The sequence below is a fragment of the Halalkalibacterium halodurans genome, from assembly GCF_004376175.1.
Classification (GTDB): Bacteria; Bacillota; Bacilli; order Bacillales; family Bacillaceae_D; genus Halalkalibacterium; species Halalkalibacterium halodurans.
In genome coordinates this window covers 1-19,658 of the sequence record NZ_SNUY01000071.1, presented here as the reverse complement: position 1 = coordinate 19,658, position 19,658 = coordinate 1, and the positions used below count along the sequence as shown (strand labels likewise).

The window sequence follows — 19,658 nt, the reverse complement described above, 5'->3', positions numbered from 1 at the left end:
ATCTACAGAAATCAGGGGGTGGCAATTTTTTTGCTTATAAAGCCCTCTAATATAGGATTTAATAACCTATTTCTATATAAAGTTTTGACAATACGCAATCCCAGGTAGTGTCAAAACTTCTATGAAAACCTTATTTGGATCTAACACTACTACCATTTATTAGGTGGAAAGGCCGCGCTATCGCTCTTGACAAACACACCAATGGTTTATTCAGAGGTCAATCAAGGGCGAAGGGAACAAAAGAAGGCATGCTAAATAAACCCTTGACTTTTTCCATTTTAAACCATTGGCAAGTTCGGTTTGTCAAGAGTTCGCTTCGCCGATAGCTGAATAGGGCTCAGCTAAACAAAAGTTAGGCTGACTGTTGTTGAATCCAGTCTTGAGCTAATCCAATAAGGGCTGTCCACCTCGCTGGCATGGTTGGTAGCTTTTCTAATTCTGGAATTGTGACTGGCACTTTCCCTTCGAGTGAAGAATGTGGACGTAAGAAGTTAAAGTAAGCCACAAACAATGTCACAAAAGAAACAGATCCTTGTTCAGAACCAAAGCCGTGCGTCGATCGATAATTCCCTTTAAACGTGCGATTTAGTCTCTCGATGATTAGCTTGAGAGGTCGATACTCTCTAGAGACATCGTCTTCTTTTGTTAGCCCGATGACCTGTTTTACGTCAAACGATATGTGGTTCTCTGCGAAGTAATGCTGTGCCAACAAGTAAATAGGGTTACCATCTACTACAAATGGTAGGTTTTCTGGTATTTCTTTCAGTTTCACTAGTACTTCATCAATCGCTCGTATCGCTGTTGCGGTGTCGCGATTTGGTGATACTGGATACGAAAGAATGACTTTCTTGACCGCATCAAAAAAGATGACCAGGTAATGCCAACGACCGTTGACCCGGATGTACGTTTCAGCCCCACAAAATTGATCCGAGAGCTCATACGGAAAGTAGTCGATATAAGGCTTGAGCCATAATGCGACGCTGTTTTCGTAGTTAAGGATACTTTGATGGGAGACAGACACACCGTGAATATCCTTCATGATCGCTGCCGTTTTACGGGCCGATAATCCGTAATTGACATGATACTTCAAGATGAGCCCAAGCGTATGTGGGGAAACATACAATCTTGATAAATCGACTTTTGGCTGTTTTGGTGATTGTTTTGTTAACGGTTGATAGTCGATGTGGAACTTCCGGTAAATGTAGCGAACTTTCAGCGATTGTGGATCTTCTTTAAACTGTTTTTTCTCTTTTTTGGTCATGGCATTCAAGTTCTTTTGATAATAAGAACAACGATTATTTTTACACTTAAACACGTGAAAATCTTTTCGTTCTTTAATTTTTTCTAGCGTTTTAAGACAGTGAGGACACTTAAGGATGGCCTCTTTCTGATAACGACTCTTTTTATTGAAAACACACGCACACACCTTACATTGATATTGTCCTTTTCCTCCGGTGTTTGCGTACAAATACGCAGAAGGAGCACCACACTTCGGACAACATAAGGTAGACGGTACGGGCGTAGAATTCGCTCGTCGCTGTACTGGTTTTAACGGTTTCCCTTTGGATTGAAGGTGTTCCGCTAATAAAAGCTGATAATCGAGCCTTTCTAGTTTTTCAATGATAGGTAAATCATCAATTTGAAGCTTTCGATAAGGCTGATTAACAGGAGCTTCTTTGGGTTTATCGAACATGCTTTTTCCAATCAATAGAGTAAGCAAAGTTCGAATAATTTGAGAGTGTAAAATATTTTGTGTAAATAGAAATGCACTAAATGATGTTCATAGAAAAAAGAAGACCCTTTCTGTAGAATAAAGTTAGCCGACTAAATTCACAGAAAAGAGGTCTTCCCTATGAATCATATTACTACAGATTTAATCGAAGCACTAGCACAAAAACAATATATCGAAGAAGTTTTTAGTCAGCATTTGGAAACAGCTATCAATCAGCTGTTGAAACATGACTTAACTGTCTTTTTAGACTATGAGCCTTATGATCGAGTAGGTTTTCATTCTGGTAATTCCCGTAATGGCTTTTACGATCGTACGTTTAAAACCGAATACGGAGAACTACATCTTCGTATCCCTAGAGACCGTAATGGCGAGTTCCAACAACAAACAATAGCTCCTTATAAGCGTTCCAATGATACGCTGGAACAGTTTGTCAGTCATCTTTATGAAAAAGGGAGTACGACAAATGAAATCGCTAATCTTATCGAGCGAATGTATGGACATCACTATTCCAAACAAACGGTTTCGAACCTAACGCAACTTGTTTCTGAAGACGTGCAGGCTTTCCATGAACGAAAGCTGGAAGAACGCTATGTGTGCATTTACCTAGATGCCACTCATATTCCGATTCGACGTCAAACGGTTGAAAAAGAAGCTGTCTACATCGCTATTGGTATTACGGAAGAAGGAAACAAAGAAGTTTTAGACTTTACCATTGCACCAACAGAGTCTTCTCACGTATGGGAAGAACTCATCCAATGCCTACATGAGCGAGGAGTAGAAAACGTCCTTCTGTTCATTTCCGATGGATTGCCAGGGATGACGGATAGCATTCATCGCGTCTATCCAAAGGCGAAGCATCAAGTGTGCTGTGTACATGTCGCTCGAAACATTTCCAGTAAAGTACGTGTATAGGATCGCGCAGCCATTCTCGATGATTTCAAGGCTGTCTATCAAGCGAAAGACCGTGAAGAAGCTTTAGAAGCCTTAGAACAATTGCAAAGTAAGTGGGAAAAGCCCTATCCACGTGTCATTGAATCTGTGATGAACAATGAACAGATCTTAACGTTTTATGATTTTCCAGCTTCCATTCGTCGCAGCATCTACTCGACAAATTTAATTGAAGCTGTTAACAAAGAAATCAAACGATATGTCAAACGCAAAGAACAATTCCCGAATGAAGAATCCTTAGAACGTTTTCTCGTGACACGGTTTCTAGACTATAATCACAAATTTGGCATGCGTTGTCATCGAGGCTTTGAAAAGGCAAAATCAGAATTGATACTCATGTTTGAAGCACTAGAATATTAAGCTCTAGCACCAATCCGCCATCCTAGACCTTGTTTGCGGTCGTGGTGTTGTGTACGTTGGCGGATGGGAAAAATAAAGCCCTATGTGGGACTTCATCCGCACACCGAGCGTACCACGACCGACCTTTTCTAAGTTCTCGCTGGCTGGGTCCCTGAACCCAACCAGCAAGAACTAAGAAAAGGCACAAGGTCAAGGAGAAGCAGCTACCGCTGTGGCTCTGTGTTTCAGCTAAAATCGAAGTTTTACCACGTAAAATAAGCAGGGCTAACCTATCTACTAGAAACAGGGGTATTTACACAAAATTATTGACACACCCAATAATTTGTTCTTGATCGTTTATAAAAGTTAATAAATAGGTTATAATTTGAGGGTACAAATTGTCACTTCCTTTTCTGGAATTGGGTGGTTGGTAACCTCAATTATCTACAGAAATCAGGGAGTGGCAATTTTTTTGCTTATAAAGCCCTCTAACATAGGATTTAATAGCCTATTTTATATAAAGTTTTGACAATACGCAATCCCATGAAGGGGTGAAAAAATGGATGCAATAGTAGGGAACTCAAGGGGGGATGATCATGCGAACCATTGGACTGATTGGGGGAATGAGCTGGGAATCCTCAGCTGAGTATTATCGAATCATTAACAAGGAAGTGAAAAACAAATTAGGGGGATTACACTCAGCCAAGTGCCTGTTGTATAGTGTCGATTTTGACGAAATTGAACGATTTCAAGCTGCTGGCGATTGGGATCAAGCTGGTGAAAGATTAGGCAATGTGGCGTTCGCATTAGAAAAAGCAGGTGCAGATTTTATTGTCCTCTGTACAAACACGATGCATAAAGTCACTAGCCACATAGAAGAAAAAATCCAAATTCCTATCCTCCACATTGCCGATGCAACGGCAAATCAAATCCAAAAATCTACTATCCAAACCGTTGGCTTACTAGGGACCAGCTATACGATGGAACAAGATTTTTATAAATCCCGAATAGAGTCTCGAGGCATTAAGGTCATCACCCCAACTAAACGGGAAAGAGACATGATCAACAAAGTAATATATGAAGAATTATGTGTAGGACGCATTAGGCCATCGTCAAAGAAGTATTACGAGGAAGTCATGAATCGCTTAGTTGCTCATGGAGCAGAAGGCATCATATTAGGTTGTACAGAAATTGGATTATTGGTCCAACAAGAAGATTCAAAAGTACCGTTGTTCAATACAACCGTTATTCATGCCTTAGAAGCCGTTCATCTCGCTCTAGCACACCATTAAATTATTCGGGGGCCATCACAACATTTTTGATCGTGAAAAGCCCCCTATTCGAATGCGCCTAAGAACATGATCATAGAAACGTGAACTGACATTCGACTTGAACGAGTCGCCGCTCTCTAACGGCAAAGTCTAGCGTTTGGACGGTCTCTTCCTCGCCAAAATGATTGAAAAACGTATGGGTATGGACTGTCCATTCAAGCAAATGGCGATCAAAGGTAATTTTAAGCTTATGCTCCCCTTCTAGTACGATGCCGTCGTTAGTAGAAGATAGAGGAAGGTCGGGAATGATGAAACGTTCCACAATCGACAGCGGTTTCTCGGAAAACTGATAGAAATCGGATAGAAGTAAGCTAGGATGAGCCCCTTTTCGCCAAGTGAAGGTACGCTTTAACTTTTGGAGCGAGTCGATATCATACGCGTGTTCTAGCTCCATCTCTATCCGATCGACGTCATTTCCAATCGACACATTCCTGACCGTTGCCGTATGAGACCGTCCTGCTTTTTGATATTGCTGATTAATGATCGGAACCGAGTGTCCTTGTGAGCCATTACATAAAAAAGAATAACGCTTCTCATTAAAGTAGTCTTCACAATACATCCCGCAGCCTAAATCTTTTACCACCGCTTCACCGTCTGCAAACAGCATAAAGTGGCCGAGATCGTTATGATTATGCGGCTCATCGTTATCGCCTCCTTTGCATGCGAACACATAAGGAGCCTGACGCGAAATCAACCACTGGGCGTCACGCAAATAAGTGCTTTGATTGGCCCACGGCTCGCCTCGCTTCGTTTCATCAAACCATAAGAGATTTCGAAAGGCAGGCGCCCATCGGCTACAATGATCCGCTGTATAAGGAGCACGGAGATCAGCCTCTGGAACTTCTACGCCTTGGTCGATTTTATTCAAATAATGCATGAGCCCTAAAAAAATCGTCCCCGTTGGCATCGAGTCGGAAAAGTTGACGACGTGATGTTTATGAACGAAACACTTTTGCGGAAAGCGAGCGATTTGTTGGACTTTATCCCCTTGGAGTAAATCGATCGCGCCAGCGGTTTTCGTCAGCAGCAAATCTGCCAAATACGTGTAATAGCCAAACCCATATTGCCAATACGCATAGCCTTCCGTACACGCACCATCATCCTTGAACCCCGCTAAGTAACAGTCCATCGTTCGCAGCACTCGCTCTAAAATCGTAGCAAGCACCTCTTCATCCTCGATGAGATGGAGCGCGGCCGAGCCGATGGAGCCCGCACAGACAGCCGCCCAATTATGTGTTGCCGTCTCCCATTCAAACTCTTGTTGCTGTAAAAACGGCTGTAAAACTCTCCGATTAACCTCCTCAATCATTCGCTTCTGCACCAACGGATCAAGCCGATTGTGTAATAATTGAGACAATTCGCTAAGAGTAAACGCTGTTTCCGCCGCAAACAGATCGACCGTATAGCTCGTTTGTATGCCGGATAACCGTATTCCAGTGTCCATCTCAGGGCTGTTCTGTAAATGGGCCGGCAAGCACCACGTGTATTCATGGCAAATCGCCCAAAGCACATCTTGCAGCTGCTCAAAATAGACGGTTTGTTCTCGTTCAATCAATGCCATAAGCGCAAATGTATTGAGCCTGCGCCGTCTCTCAAAGTAAAGCTTCTCATAATCAAGCCGCAACCCACGGTCCCGGAAAAGCGTAAACCTCGAAAACGGAATTTCGAGCAAAGGTTCACGTAAAAGCCGGTTCGCCTCCTCCCGTATTTCAGCGATCATCCCTTGATAGGACGGCTTTTCCCTGATCGCTTGAAACCATTCATCTTGCGCCTGTTGTGAGGAGAACAGCAAGGGTGCTGAATCGTTTTTTACGAGCGGTAGGATTTGTTCTCGTTGCATCACCACTTTACTCACCGTTTATCGCTCCGAGATTCACTTCTATTGGCACCCGATTCGGAAACGATACGATGATGGTTTCCCCCACCACTTGCACCGTAGGGACAGTCGCCCAGCTATAATCATCACCGACTTCGCCATAGACCGCGCTTACGAGCATCGCTGTACCGCGATTTACTCTCGTTTTCACGGTCGGTAAAACGGTCCGTGGGTGAAGCACGTTTGTGTTTGCGTTCGGAAAGATGAGCTCGGCTTTGCCCTCACCGTACAAATTGACAATCCCGCTCGCAGCCGTTGCACCTCTTGCTACGCAGCGGGTTGCATCAGGAAGTAGCTCCGTTTCCCCGTGTTCCAATCCTAAGGCAAATCCCCCATCTGCCGCATCAAGCACCCTGCTCGTTTCGATGCGGTGAATTCGCACATGCCACGGAACACCAGGGATGATCCATGTTTTCACCTCTACATCTTGCCACGGGTGCCACTTCGCATAGAGAAACTGATCGCGGACAGAGGATTCCTCGCCATAACGTTTCACGCGGTAAAGATTATCTCCTTCACTTAAGGCAAGCATCGAGTCAAACGCGCCTTGCCCAAGACCCCACTCCGCTCGCGGAACGCTAAAACCGAAAACGGTGGAGTACGCAAATTTTTCATATTTAGCCGACGTGTGCGTATGCTCATTGGACGACGGATGGCCAGAGTTAAAGGCGACAACATGTTGCCCTCGTTCATCTCGGCAAATGACCATGTGCGGTTCTGTTTGAACGGCCTGCTTTTGTAACACCGGTAAGGGCTCTTCCTCCACTTGCCAAAAGGGGTGATCTTTATCGAGCGCTAAAGGTAAAAACGTTTTTAACGCCCAATAAGGAGAGCCAGGTGCGTTATAGTTTTCTGCCATGACCATGTTTGGATAAGTATACCCGATCGTCAACAATCCGTTGGAATCAAAAATGGGCTGCTGAAACCACCAGCGCAAATGACGAAAAATAAGCCCCTTCATCTCACCTAACGAAAATGGCTGAATGCCCGCAAATACGGCTGCGCTCCAAAAGGATGCTTGTGCGAAGCGATACGTTAAGCTTCTTCCGTATGGAATCGCGGGTCCATCTGCTGCAAACCAATAAATAAAGTCTTGCGCAAATTCCACGGCCCGCGCTTTATAGGAGGCCGAACGAACCGGGTCATTATTCTCCATCACCTTTGCATAAACGAGCCCATAGAAATGAATCGCAAACGGAACATAGTAGTCGCTATGCCCCCCAGCTCCGTCTGTATACCAACCATTCCCTACATAAAATTGTTCGATCCGAGCCAAGTTCTCATCAATTGTTTGTTGATCGTAAGGCTGCCCGACACGTTTAAGGCCTAAATTGACGAGCACCGGAAAGAACAGCCAATTACAGTCCCACACCTTGACGTTATTGATTTTCGCTAACCAACGACTCAGATGTTCCTTTTCCTCAGAAGAAAGGGGCTCCCACACTTTTTCAGGAATGAGGAGAAGGGCGAGACCGAAGGCAGCCATTTCCACCGCGCGCTGATCATAGTCGGTCACGTCTCCCCAATATTCAGGGTGCTGCGGATTGGTGCCATGTTTGATCCCTTGAAGATGACGTTCCCATAGCGCGTACGTCTCATCGGAGCTCGCGAGGAGAGGCACCAACCCCCAAAGCATTCTTGAAAAACCTTCAAATCCTGCTACTGCCTCAGGGTAGACGGCACCGGTGTTCCCGAAATGAAGGCGGGCAAACCCTTCGCTATAATAGGGTTTAACTGGTTCAAAGATTCGTTTTAAAAGGCCTGATAGATCGTCTCTCGTTTCGATTGCGACAGCCTCTGTGCTCATAACCATTCCCATGTCTCACTCCTTTATCGCTTTCTACCAAAATCGTTCCCGCTCGCCTTTTAAACTCGTTAACCCTTCAACGAAAAAGTAGTCTCCGTAAATAAGAGGGACATCGATATTTTTCCCTTCAGGGTAATGACTTGTGCCGTGTAATATCAACCCGTCCTGACCGTCGTCCTCCCACGTCCCGTACCGTTCGTACAACGAGCGGAGAATGTTAACACCGGCCTGCTTGTAAATGTCCGCCTCTGTTCGCGGGACAAGGGTAGAAATGAACAACAATCCACACGCGGCGATCGCCCCTGCCGAGGAATCCCGATCGTTCTTCACCCCTTCTGGTAACCGGAAATCCCAATAAGGAACAAAGTCCTCCGGTAAGTTGGCGATAAAGAAATGGGCGACGCTTTTCGCTGCCTGTAAATATGCATCCTTCTCCGTATAATGGTATAGGAGCGCCAAGCCATAAATCGCCCAACCAGCCCCCCGCGACCATGCCGAATCAGGGGCAAACCCTTGTCCTCCGATCGCTCCTACCTTTTCCCCCGTCTCCGCATCAAATGTCACGATATGGTGGACCGAGCCATCCTTACGAATAAAATGAGCTAACACCGTCTCCCCGTGCCTTTCCGCCGCATGACGAAACCTCGGATCGCCTGTCTCCTTCGATGCCCAAAACAGGAGCGGTAAATTCATTACGCAATCAATGATCGCCCAGCCTGAATTTTCATCCCCTTCAAACCACGGGTTCCAGGCACGAATATAGTTACCCTTACAGTTGAACCGTCCTAGCAATAAATTGGCGACGAGCAAGGCGCGCCTCTTCGCTTCCTCGTCCCCTGTCAGCTTATAGTGGGCCACACTCGTTAACGTCCACATAAACCCCATATCATGATCAAGTTTATAATAATCGGTTATGACCGTATCTAATCGCACCTCACATTGTTCCGCGATCGCTTTCAACGTTTCATCCCCCGTCTCGCGGTACATATGCCAAAGCAGCCCCGGCCAAAATCCGGCAGTCCACCAATGGGGTGGCTCAAGCTGATACGTTCCATCGACGCTCGCATGGGGAAAATTAGCCCCGATTTTCTTGCTCGTGCGTGATATTTTCGTGTAAACCTTTTGCAATGCTTCTTCTACCCAGTCTACATGGTTTGTCATCGTTTCACCTTTTTCCGTTTCAAATTACGTCTACAGGGCCCACTTACACATGCTCTCCCCGATATTCAATCGGCGTAATGCCTTCATAGCTTTTAAACACTTTTATAAAGTAGCTTTGATTGTCATACCCTAGCCGTTCACAAATTTTCCCTACAGGCTCTACCGTTTGCTCGAGCAATTCCTTCGCCCGGTTCATTTTCGCCTTCGTCACATACTCCACAAATGTTTCGCCCACTTCCTTCTTAAACAAACGGCTAAAATAGCTCGGGTTTAAAAACAGATGGTTCGCCACTTCCTCCAATGTAATTTTCTTTTCTAGATGAGCAGACACGTACTGAAAGGCCTCCAGCACTTCTTTTCGCCTCGTTTGCGAGGTGATTTCAACCACGGCTGCAAGAAGCGAGTCGAAGTAATCTGTTAACCAAGCGCTCAGCTCGTCGAGCGTATCAATCGCAAACACTTCTTCGTGAAGGACTTCCTCCGAATAATTGGCATTAAAAAACTGCAACGCTTTTAGCTTCACCTTTACGTCTAACAACAGCTTCAGCACCCATTCCTTCACAGCCTCAAACGAGTATCGCTCGCTAGCAAACCGCTCGATCCACTCATGCACGGTTTGTTTCACTTGCGGTTGATTTCGCTCAATGATCAAGCGTCTCATGGCAACGGCCGCCTCATCATACCAATTGAATAGCCCTTCGGTTACTCGCGCGTCAGGCTGCTTCTTTTCAATCGCGCCTGCTTTCATATAAAAGCGCTGGTTTTTGTTTTTGACTAAATGCTCGATCTCTCGCTTAAAGGACGATTGATTATGAACATGCTCCCCAATGACACACCCGAGGGAAAGCTGCAAGTCTGAATGAACGGCTCGCTGAATCGCGCTCACACATTCCATCATGATGCCGTAACAGTCCGACTTTACGCTTGAACGATAAGGAAAGAGAAGGAAGAATTCTTTCAACGAAAACGCAAAATGAATCCCCTTGGTTTCATACGTCTCAAGCACGTCCTGCACCACACGTTGAATCGAACAGACTAGCTGATCCTCGGGTTGATCCAATTGTTTGGCCATGCGGTAATTTTGCATAAAACATAACGCTGGAATGTAGCGATTGTCCTCTACATCGAACCCATATGAACGGGCTTCCTCATACCATTCCTTTTCTTGACCAGTTGGCTGGTTGATCGTTTTGCGGATGAACTCACGCTTCCTTGACTCTTGATTCTGTGAAGCGATTTGGTGTAGCTTCGTTTCTTGCTTCGTCTTTTCATTTTCTCGTTCGATGTTCTTTTTAAGGCCTGTTAGAACCGATGTAAGATCTTCCGGATTCAACGTATCTTTCAATAAATAATCTTGGATTTGCAGCAAAAGGGCCTGCCGCGTAAATTCGTAGTCACTGTGACAAGACAACACGCTCACTTGAATCAGCGGATTCTTCTCTTTCATTTGCTTGATCAATTCAATGCCATTCATTTTCGGCATACCGATATCGGTAATTAAAATATCTGGCATCTCTTCCTGTAAGGCATAATCCAAGGCGCTTGCTCCATTTTCATGAGTGCTTTGCAGAGTCAACCCAAGCTTCTCCCATTCGATGGTTTCCGACAATAGCTCCAACACTGGATAATCATCATCAACCAGCATCACTTTGTACATCTGCTTCTCTCCCTCCTCTCGAAACGTACATGCTAACCTTCGTACCTTTTCCTCTCAAACTATGAACCTCCATGGCAAATGCTTCTCCAAATGTCATCCGCATTCGTTCATAGACGTTGGAAATTCCGAGATTGGAAAAACCTTTTTTATGCTTCCCATCCACGAGATCGGCTTGAATCGAAAGACTGTGCCGCAGCTTGTGTAACGCCTCTTCATTCATCCCTTGCCCATTATCTTCAATGACAATGACGAAATCGTTTTGATGGATATACGCTTCTACCGAAATGACGCCGGCACTTTGATTGAGTCCATGAATCATCGAGTTTTCAATGATCGGCTGTAAAATAAACCGCGGAATCTCCTCAGAATAAACTTCCGGTGAGACATTAATTTTCAGTTCCACCTTTTCTTTCTGCCTCATGTTCATGAGCTTGACAAAGTCTTTGACAATGTCCACTTCCTCTTGAAACGGAATCATTCCCTTCTCTTTCTCAATCGTCATCCGCAACAATTTGGAGAGAGAACTGATCATTTCAGCGCTCTCATAATCGCCTTTTCGCATCACTTTCATCCGGATCGAATTCAACACATTGAATAGAAAATGGGGGTTGATTTGCGCTTGTAGCATCGCAAATTCGGCTTTCCGTTTCCTCACTTGCGTTTCGGTGATTTCCTTGATCATTTCATTGATCCGGTCTAGCATCTGATTAAACGAATGGGAGAGATTGCCAATCTCGTCCTGACTGCGAATGTTCGAACGGACCTTTAAATTTCCCCCTTGCACGGTCGTCGCCACCTGTCCGAGGTGAACGAGCGGCTTTGTAACCGTTTGCAGAACAGACGTTAATAATAGAAAAAAGAGAACAAAGGAGATGAATTGAGCAAAAAAGACGTTGTCAAACAAATGATTCATTTTGCTAATCGCTTGCTTGTACGGGTTCATCGAAACTAGCTTCCAGCCCGTATAAGAGAGCGGGTGGTCGGCATACACATACGTTTCTTTTTCGACTTCAATCATATTGGAAGCTTTCGCTTGTGCCACTTGTTCCGCATAAGGAAACGTGGTCCCGATCTGTTCGTTGTCGCTATGGGATAAAATGCGGTTCGCCGAGTCAACGAGCAGCATGTCGCCACTGTCTTGGATTCCCGCAAACGCTTGTTTGATTTCACTTTCCATAATCGTCACAATCACATAGCCGTAAATACGCAAATTAGCGTCTCGTAACGTCCTGGCGACGGAAATTTGGTATGGATTTTCCTCCCGCTCGGATGCAAAAACGGTCGGCTGGCTACCGATCCATATCGTCTCATAGCCGTACACCTCCTCTAGCTGCTTAAACCACGGCTCTTGAAACAGCATCTCCGGGTTATAGTCGGCTAGCGGATAGTTCGTATAGTACATGCCGTTTTTCAGCAAGATCGTCACATAAGACTTTTCTCCGAGCAACGTCATGTTTTCAATCGTCTTTGTGACCTTCCGATATTCTAAATACTCTTCATACTTGATATTTTTTGGCTTTCTATCAGCATTGGCATTCTTTTTCAAAATCGTATTAATCTCTGAATCGAGCTGAACGTAATTGACCGCATACAGCATGTCGTCAAAAATCTTTGAGACATAGGATCCCGCTAAGCTCAATTCGCGATTAGCATTCGAAATCGCCTGTTCCTTCATGGCATCTTTCGTCAAATAACTATACACGTACAAGGTGATCATCGCCGGAATCATAAGGCATACAACAGCAATAAGGATCACTTTAAAACGAAAAGAACGGGGCGCCAGCTTTCGCTTCATCCGATTCCACATAACCAACCTCCTCATTTAGAATGAAAAAGAGGGGACGGAAACGGTTTACGCCCCTATACGATTATTCTAACAGACGTTTACTGATTATTCTCAATAATCTCTTGCCCTCGTTCTTGCATTTTCTCAAGCGTCGTGTCGAGATCTTGATCGTCTAAAATGAGCTTCTCGTATTCCTCACCAATCACTTTATAAAGCTCGGCTTGATAGGACACAGGGGCAATCATTTTCGACGACTGGGCGTTTTGCAACACATTGACTAAAGAGTCGCGATCTACTTTTTCAGGCGCCACCGTTTCTGCTAAAATGCCGTCAATGATCGTCCCGAGATCCTCGTCACTTACCCCGTTCCATGACGGAACGTTTTTCCCTTGGACGACTTGCCCTTCCGTTGTGTACCAGCGAATAAACGTATACGCCTCCTCCTTATGCTCCGAATTGGCTGCGACCGCCATATAATCCGTTGTCACAGGGGTATACGATTCCCCGCTTAGATCATTTTTCGGGTAAGGCGCCACTCCGACGTTGAAATCAAGTGGAAATTGATCCGTTCCCCCAAGCTCCGTATTCATCCAGCTTCCGATCAGAATCATGCTCGCATCTTGACCGAAAAATTGATTCCGGTAATGAAGCTTCTGCGAAATAATATCCGTGTACGGCACAGCCGATTGATCTTCTTTCTCCATTTGCACGCGCATTTCTAACGTTTTCTTAAATAGCGGATGGTCGAGATTGGACGTTCCATCATCTTTAATGAACTCTGTATCATTCTCCTCACTCGCAAGCGCTAGTTTCATAAATTCCATCCAGCCGTCCCCTTGTGGACCGTGGAAGTACGTACCGTAATGATCGTCTGTCGTTAAGTCTTTCGCATAGGCCATAAAATCATCCCATGTCCAATCGGTCGGCACGTCCAATCCAGCCTCTTCTAAGTGGTCCTTATTCATCAAGACGTACCAAGGGTTGAATTTACCTGGGAGCGCATAATATTGGCCGTCAATTTGCGTATCGACCTTATATTCTTCTGTCATCGCAAAGCCTTCTTCGCTAATGAATTCATCGATCGGGGCGACCATTCCTAAATGCACCCGTTGCGCATAACTTGCCGGATCACTGAACATTAACACATCAAGCTGCTCCCCAGAAGCGGCAGCTAAATCGAGCTTTTGAATCGCTTCCTGTGAATCACCCTTCTCACTTAAAATAACTAAATCAATGTTGATGTTAGGATGCTCTTCTTCAAAAGCGGCAATCGTGTGCGCCCAGTTATAGCTAGCCTCGTTACCGTGTGTATGAAATTTAATCGTTACCGTTTCTTCGCTATCATGTCCATTATCATCATTCGTTGCCGATGTGCTATCGCCACTACCACCCGAACACCCCGCCAACCCGATCATGAGGACGGCAGAAGCAAAAACAGTGGATACCCATGTTTTCTTCATTCTATTTCCCCCTTGTATTCTATTATAAAAACCCTTACAAACCGAATTATAGCAAAGCGATTTCTTCATGAGACGGAAATAATTTTACCAATATTAAAAATAATTTGACATCTATTCATTAGACAAAAGGGGGCAACACAGATTCACTACCCTTTCACCCCGCCAAGGGCAATCCCTTCGATGACTTGCTTTTGCCCGATGACGAAAATAATTAACAACGGGAGAATCGCCGAAACAGCAGCCGCCATAATGAGAGAATAAAACTCCCCGTTAATCGTCGTAAATTTTTGCATCGCTAACTGAATCGTGTACAAGGCATCTGTCCGTAAAAAGATCAACGGATTTTGATAATCGTTCCACGTCCAAATGAATCGCAAAATCGCATAGGTAGCAATGGCCGGCCTAACAATCGGCAGTGCGATGAGCCAAAAAATTTTCCAATGCCCAGCCCCGTCAATTTTAGCCGCTTCAATGTATTCATTATGAACGCCCATAAAAAACTGGCGCAGCATAAACGTTCCAAGAACGCTGAAGCTTCCTAACAAAATGAGCCCAAGGTGACTGTCAAACAAGCCGATTTGACGATACAAAATAAACTGCGGGACTAAGCTCGCCTGCTGCGGAACCATATACGTCGCTAACACGATGAGAAACAACCACTTCCCCGCTGGAAACCTCACCTTCGAAAACCCGTAAGCGGCAAGCGCCGATACCGTACACGAAACGACCGTCGTTAACACCGCTACTTTTAAGGAGTTCCAATAATAAAGATAAAAAGGATAATCGCCAAACCACACTTGCATATAGTTGTTAAAGCCGTTCCACCGCTCAGGAATCCATTGAATCGGATACGTGAAAACGTCCGCTTCAATTTTAAACGAGGTGGACAGCATCCAAGCGAAAGGCAGCAAAAACATGACGCTGAGCAAAAAGACGATGATCGTCGTCAACCATTTTTGGATATTGATCGTTTTCAATGAACCTTCTCCCCTTTTCTCAGTAATTAACCCATTTCTTCTGTCCGATCCATTGAATGATCGTAATGAGAAAGACAATGATGAACAAAATCATCGCCATCGCCGACGAATAGCCAATATCTAAATGAACAAAGGCCGTATCATACAAGTGCCAGACGAGCACGCTCGTCGAATGCATCGGCCCCCCTTTTGTTAGCACCGCGATCAGGTCAAACACTTTAAAGCTCGCAATAATCCCCGTAATCAGCAAAAAGAAAGAAGTTGGAGACACCATCGGGAACGTAATCTTGCGGAATTTATCCCACGCGTTTGCTCCGTCCATCTCCGCCGCTTCATACAATTCTTTCGGAATCGCTTGCAGTCCAGCAATGTAAATGATCAAATTGAACCCGACCGATATCCAAATTTGAATGAGCATGACGGAAATGAGCGCGAAGCTCGGATCGGCAATCCACTTTGGCGGGTCGGCTATCCCTAGGGCCATTAACGTTTGGTTAATCGGCCCGGCCGACGGATGGAACAACACTTGCCATACAACCGCAATCGCGACCACACTAGAAATGTACGGCATGAAAAAAGCAACCTTGAAATAGCTCTTCATGTAAACGCTTTTATCAATGACCACCGCTAACACAAGGGAAATCCCCATACAGATCGGAACGGTAAACAAAAAGATGCCATTGTTTAAAAGCGATTTCAAAAACACGCTATCTGTCATCAACTCTTTGAAATTTCCGAAGCCGACCCACTGCAACTGATCGATGTTTTGGATGAATTTCCAGTCGGCCATACTTAAAATGAACGTTGCCACAATCGGCAATAACACTAAGACGGTAACACCGATTAACATCGGTGCAACAAACAGCCAACCTGCTAGATTTTCATATCGATCAAGCGTTGATTTTTTCTTCTTCACCACGCCTACCTCTGAGGAAGTCGATAACCTTTCTGTTTTAATACTCATCTGTTATCTCCTCTCTAACGATTTGAATCTATTATAAAAGAGATAAGGCCTAAAGGCTTAACGCTATTTTGATAACAATTGCAATAATTTTGACTTTTACAGTGAGGACCACTACATCAAAAAACCACTCTTACGTGAGAGTGGTTGAGCCCGTCGCCGGTTGAATCGTTGAAAAGATGCTATAGGAAATAAACATAAGGGCAAAGCTGAGGCCACTGCCGAAAAAAAGGAGCGCCACCCCAGGCAAGAGCAACCCGAGCAATACAGCGGTAAAGGCTGTGACCGCCATGACCACCGTTCGCAACGGGAAGGACGTCCCCACCAGAATCGCCGACCGGAAATAATGCAAGAGACTCCCTTCAAAATGAACATAGATCGGGAAAATATAAAGAAGCACGACCGCCACGACGAGGCAAAACAAGCTAAAACAGATGAGCAGCACATAGTACAAAGCCCCCGTCATCGCATGAATAATGACGTAGTTCACATACAGGACGACTAGCGTCAGCAAGACCAACCCGAACAACAGATTCGCCTTACGAAACTCCTTTTTATAAATCGTCCAAAACGTAGAATAGACCGAAAAGCTTTGCTCCCCCATAATCCACTTACGGACAATCGAGAACATCGCGACAGTCGCCGGGGCAAACCCGAACAACCCAAGGCCAACCACCGTAAACAACAGCCATAGCCCATTCACGAACGCGAGCCTCGTAATCCATTCACACATGCGAAACAATCCACCTGTCCACCCAGCCGATTCCACAGTCGTCGCCTCCTCCGCTTTTCCCCCTATCGTAGGGCGAAATGATGCAAAGGAGTAGGCACAGATTTTACCGATTTAAAAATAATTTGACTTCTTTTATGAGGGGGGAAGGCCCCTTATACGTCACGTACCGGAAATCGTTGCAGCATCTCCTTTAACCCAGCAGCAAATTGATCAACGTAGGTCAAATCGGTTTCAAACTCAAATTGCAGCTGCGCCCCCTCGCCAACAGGATATTCCACGTAGCCACTTACAACGACTTTTTTCAGCTGGTTGAACGAAAACGTCAATTGGAAGAACGGCTCGATCGGATCAAACACAGCCTCGTTTATCGCCAGCGCGCGAAACTGTTTGAGCTCTGCTACAAAGTCCTCCACAACACCTCCTGACAAGATGATCTCATCAAATGCCACCTTAAACCCAGGCAGTGTGAAGGAAAGAGGATTTCGATGCCAATCCGCATCATATTCATTGTCAGCCTCTGGGTAGGCATAGCCGTACGAACCAATGCGGAAGCAGTGTAAGCCATCCTGTGACATTAATTCGGCAAACGGAAACGGATTCGTCATGTTATGTCACTCCTTTTTTCGATTGAAAATAACAAATGAAGCCGTTGGTCGGTGGAATTTCCACACAAACAGAGCTGATGGATGAATTCACTCCACCAATAACAATCCAATAAAATCCTATTATAACATGTGGTTCCTCTTATGAAGGACAAAAAAATCCCTACTATGCGTATAGTAGAGATTCACCCATTTAGCGTTCGTCTGTATAGTACATGAGCGCGATCGCCCCTGGACCAGTGTGAGTGCTAATGATCGGCGTCGTATCGACGAGCGAAATGTCTTTAAAGCTCGTTAATTCCTTTAAAGCATCCTTCACTTGATTCGCCAAGTCACGAGCTTCCACTTGCGCAATCCCGATCCCTTTGACGATCTTATCAGACGTTTCTTCTTCAAACTTTTTCGTCAAAAACTTAATCATTTGCATGTAGCTTCTAACTTTTGTCACTGGCGTATAGACGCCATCTTGCAAGGACGCCACTGGCTTTATTTTTAAGAGCGAGCCGACCAATGCCTTGCCCCGCCCGATTCGCCCTCCTTTCACTAAATACTCCAACGTATCCACCATAATATAGAGGGACGTGTTATTCCGAATAACCTCTAGCCGTGCCACGATCGCGTCAACCGTCTCCCCAGACGCCGCCATGTCACAGGCTTCCCTCACTTGAAAGCTTAAGGCTAAAGAAATATATTTTGAATCCACCACCGTCACATTCGAATCTGACATATCAGCAGCCGTCTTCGCCGCGGCATACGTCCCGCTCATCCCACTTGTCATATGAATCGAGAGCACTTCGCTACCGTCTGCCCCTAATCTGTCATACACCTCTAAAAACGAACCTACCGATGGCTGCGAACTCTTGGGAATGTCCTCAGATTGAACCAATTGATTCACAAACTCTTTCGACGTAATCTCGACTCCATCTAGATAGGATTCCCCGTTAATTGTCACTGACAACGGAACGATTGTCACATCTAGTTGTTCTATCACTTCTTTTGGCAAATCAATCGTCGAGTCAGTCACAATTTTCACTTTTTTACTCACTGGAGCACCCCTTTTAAAAAAGCGCCAAGCACCGTCTGTCCTCCCTTGGATGTACGCCCGCAGCATTAGCGGACAACCACTCACACGAGACGATGGCGCCTTGCGCTAGACTTAATAAAAAATATATACTCTCTCCATTCTATATGAAATCGCTACCACCAACAACCGTAAAATGATGGCTATTCTTGTAGAATTGGTGGCGGGGAGGAGGAAGAGTATAACAAAATAGTAGCCCCGTGGATTTCACGGGGCTATCGGCATCATATGAGGATCAAGTTCCACTATTATGTTTTTGCTGGATCGTGAATCCATCTCCAGAACTGCTACTTTGACTCAGGTCTTGAGGATTAACAAAGCCAAAGATCAAACTTGCAGCAATTAGCGATAAGTCTGCCTCCTCATGTAATGTAGGTATTTTCTCTTTTGCCTGTAGTGCCTCAATTATATCTTTCCGCTTAATTCTGTCGTACCACTCATTCAGCCGATTTGTGACTTCACTACTGGCTATTATTTTAATCATCATCTTGAAAGCGAGAGAACACTGAAACAAAGTTTAAGGTTGATAGTATTATCCTAACAATCAAACAAGTTCCCAAATTCCCCTTGGTGATTTTTCAGCATCTTTCATTATTCCCTTGCGCCGTAACTCGTTAGCTGCCCACCTAATGTCATATTGCCATGTATAAAACAAATCACCTGATTCTTTCAATTCGGTCTCGTAGTGACTCCAGACATACTTGGAAATTGTAACAATATTTGCTGATCCACCAGCTGACTCTAAAGCTTCCTTCACCATATGTTGAAGTTCTTCTTTGTGCAGCATGATCTTTTCTCCTTTTTTTCTCATTTGAAAAAAGTTCAAAACTTCTTTTATCTATAGCAAGTTTCAAATATTTTTTATTATTAGATCAATCAACGAATACATTCCCCCATTAGTTATCCCTTCCAATGTAGAAGATGTTGTACGAATTAATCCAGGGTTATGAATATTCGAATTTAGAAAGTTACGAAACTGATTAGATTTAATACTATTAAAACTCTTTCTCATATTTTCATCAGGGAAGACTGTACTTATATTTTTACTAATATGGTTTTCTATATTGCTTAGCATTGGGAGGTACCGTCAAGAATTTTGTGTAAGCTCGCAGGGTTTCCTTTGGAATTGCCAATATATTAGACCTTAAGCAGCCTTGGTGACTACACAAAAAGTTTCAGAAGGTTCTGTCAAGGGCGAAGTGTATAC

At 44.7% G+C, this 19,658-nt stretch carries 15 protein-coding genes and 1 pseudogene; 2 read left to right on the top strand and 14 right to left on the bottom strand.

Annotation, left to right across the window (positions count from 1 at the left end):
* Positions 1–352: 352 nt before the first annotated feature.
* Entirely contained in the window at positions 353–1,747 is a 1,395-nt protein-coding gene (locus E2L07_RS17615; protein WP_134230209.1) for a DDE-type integrase/transposase/recombinase, read from the bottom strand.
* 105 nt (positions 1,748–1,852) lie between these two features.
* On the opposite strand from E2L07_RS17615, the pseudogene E2L07_RS17610 reads away from it, so the two are divergent.
* Both E2L07_RS17610 and E2L07_RS17605 read left to right on the top strand, forming a co-directional pair.
* Positions 1,853–3,040 (top strand): annotated as a pseudogene (locus E2L07_RS17610) (IS256 family transposase).
* 575 nt (positions 3,041–3,615) lie between these two features.
* Positions 3,616–4,311: an aspartate/glutamate racemase family protein gene (locus E2L07_RS17605; protein WP_134230208.1), complete on the top strand. Its 696-nt coding sequence runs from the start codon at positions 3,616–3,618 to the stop codon at positions 4,309–4,311.
* Between the two features lie 70 nt (positions 4,312–4,381).
* Here E2L07_RS17605 and E2L07_RS17600 read toward each other — a convergent pair whose 3' ends face one another.
* The 13 genes from E2L07_RS17600 to E2L07_RS17540 all read right to left on the bottom strand — a co-directional run bounded on the left by E2L07_RS17600 (position 4,382) and on the right by E2L07_RS17540 (position 19,238).
* Positions 4,382–6,205, bottom strand: a complete 1,824-nt coding sequence (locus E2L07_RS17600) for a heparinase II/III family protein (RefSeq protein WP_134230207.1) — start codon at positions 6,203–6,205, stop codon at positions 4,382–4,384.
* The gene (locus E2L07_RS17595) at positions 6,198–8,045 is read right to left on the bottom strand and encodes a DUF2264 domain-containing protein (protein WP_243854993.1); all 1,848 of its coding nucleotides are present in this window, start codon (positions 8,043–8,045) and stop codon (positions 6,198–6,200) included. The genes E2L07_RS17600 and E2L07_RS17595 overlap by 8 nt, the downstream gene beginning before the upstream one ends.
* Before the next feature lie 21 nt (positions 8,046–8,066).
* Positions 8,067–9,194 (bottom strand): glycoside hydrolase family 88 protein, encoded by a 1,128-nt coding sequence (locus E2L07_RS17590; protein ID WP_053431824.1) that lies wholly within the window; start codon positions 9,192–9,194, stop codon positions 8,067–8,069.
* A 43-nt stretch (positions 9,195–9,237) separates the two neighbouring features.
* Entirely contained in the window at positions 9,238–10,851 is a 1,614-nt protein-coding gene (locus E2L07_RS17585; RefSeq protein WP_053431825.1) for a helix-turn-helix domain-containing protein, read from the bottom strand.
* Positions 10,829–12,658 carry a sensor histidine kinase gene (locus E2L07_RS17580; protein ID WP_166740117.1) on the bottom strand — a complete coding sequence of 610 codons (1,830 nt, stop codon included), beginning with the start codon at positions 12,656–12,658 and terminating at the stop codon, positions 10,829–10,831. Before E2L07_RS17580 ends, E2L07_RS17585 begins: the two co-directional genes overlap by 23 nt.
* 77 nt (positions 12,659–12,735) lie before the next feature.
* Positions 12,736–14,097 (bottom strand): ABC transporter substrate-binding protein, encoded by a 1,362-nt coding sequence (locus tag E2L07_RS17575; protein WP_134230205.1) that lies wholly within the window; start codon positions 14,095–14,097, stop codon positions 12,736–12,738.
* Positions 14,098–14,243: 146 nt separating this feature from the next.
* Positions 14,244–15,014, bottom strand: coding sequence for a carbohydrate ABC transporter permease (locus tag E2L07_RS17570; protein ID WP_083445632.1), 771 nt, complete (start codon positions 15,012–15,014; stop codon positions 14,244–14,246).
* Positions 15,015–15,093: 79 nt separating this feature from the next.
* Entirely contained in the window at positions 15,094–16,038 is a 945-nt protein-coding gene (locus E2L07_RS17565) for a carbohydrate ABC transporter permease (RefSeq protein ID WP_134230204.1), read from the bottom strand.
* Between the two features lie 130 nt (positions 16,039–16,168).
* Positions 16,169–16,804 carry a YesL family protein gene (locus tag E2L07_RS17560; RefSeq protein WP_053431830.1) on the bottom strand — a complete coding sequence of 212 codons (636 nt, stop codon included), beginning with the start codon at positions 16,802–16,804 and terminating at the stop codon, positions 16,169–16,171.
* A gap of 116 nt (positions 16,805–16,920) precedes the next feature.
* Positions 16,921–17,373: a WapI family immunity protein gene (locus E2L07_RS17555; protein WP_134230203.1), complete on the bottom strand. Its 453-nt coding sequence runs from the start codon at positions 17,371–17,373 to the stop codon at positions 16,921–16,923.
* 190 nt (positions 17,374–17,563) lie between these two features.
* Entirely contained in the window at positions 17,564–18,415 is an 852-nt protein-coding gene (locus tag E2L07_RS17550; RefSeq protein WP_243854992.1) for a DegV family protein, read from the bottom strand.
* A gap of 271 nt (positions 18,416–18,686) precedes the next feature.
* Positions 18,687–18,935 carry a response regulator aspartate phosphatase gene (locus E2L07_RS17545; RefSeq protein ID WP_134230201.1) on the bottom strand — a complete coding sequence of 83 codons (249 nt, stop codon included), beginning with the start codon at positions 18,933–18,935 and terminating at the stop codon, positions 18,687–18,689.
* Positions 18,936–18,995: 60 nt separating this feature from the next.
* Positions 18,996–19,238, bottom strand: coding sequence for a hypothetical protein (locus tag E2L07_RS17540; RefSeq protein ID WP_134230200.1), 243 nt, complete (start codon positions 19,236–19,238; stop codon positions 18,996–18,998).
* Positions 19,239–19,658 lie beyond the last annotated feature (420 nt).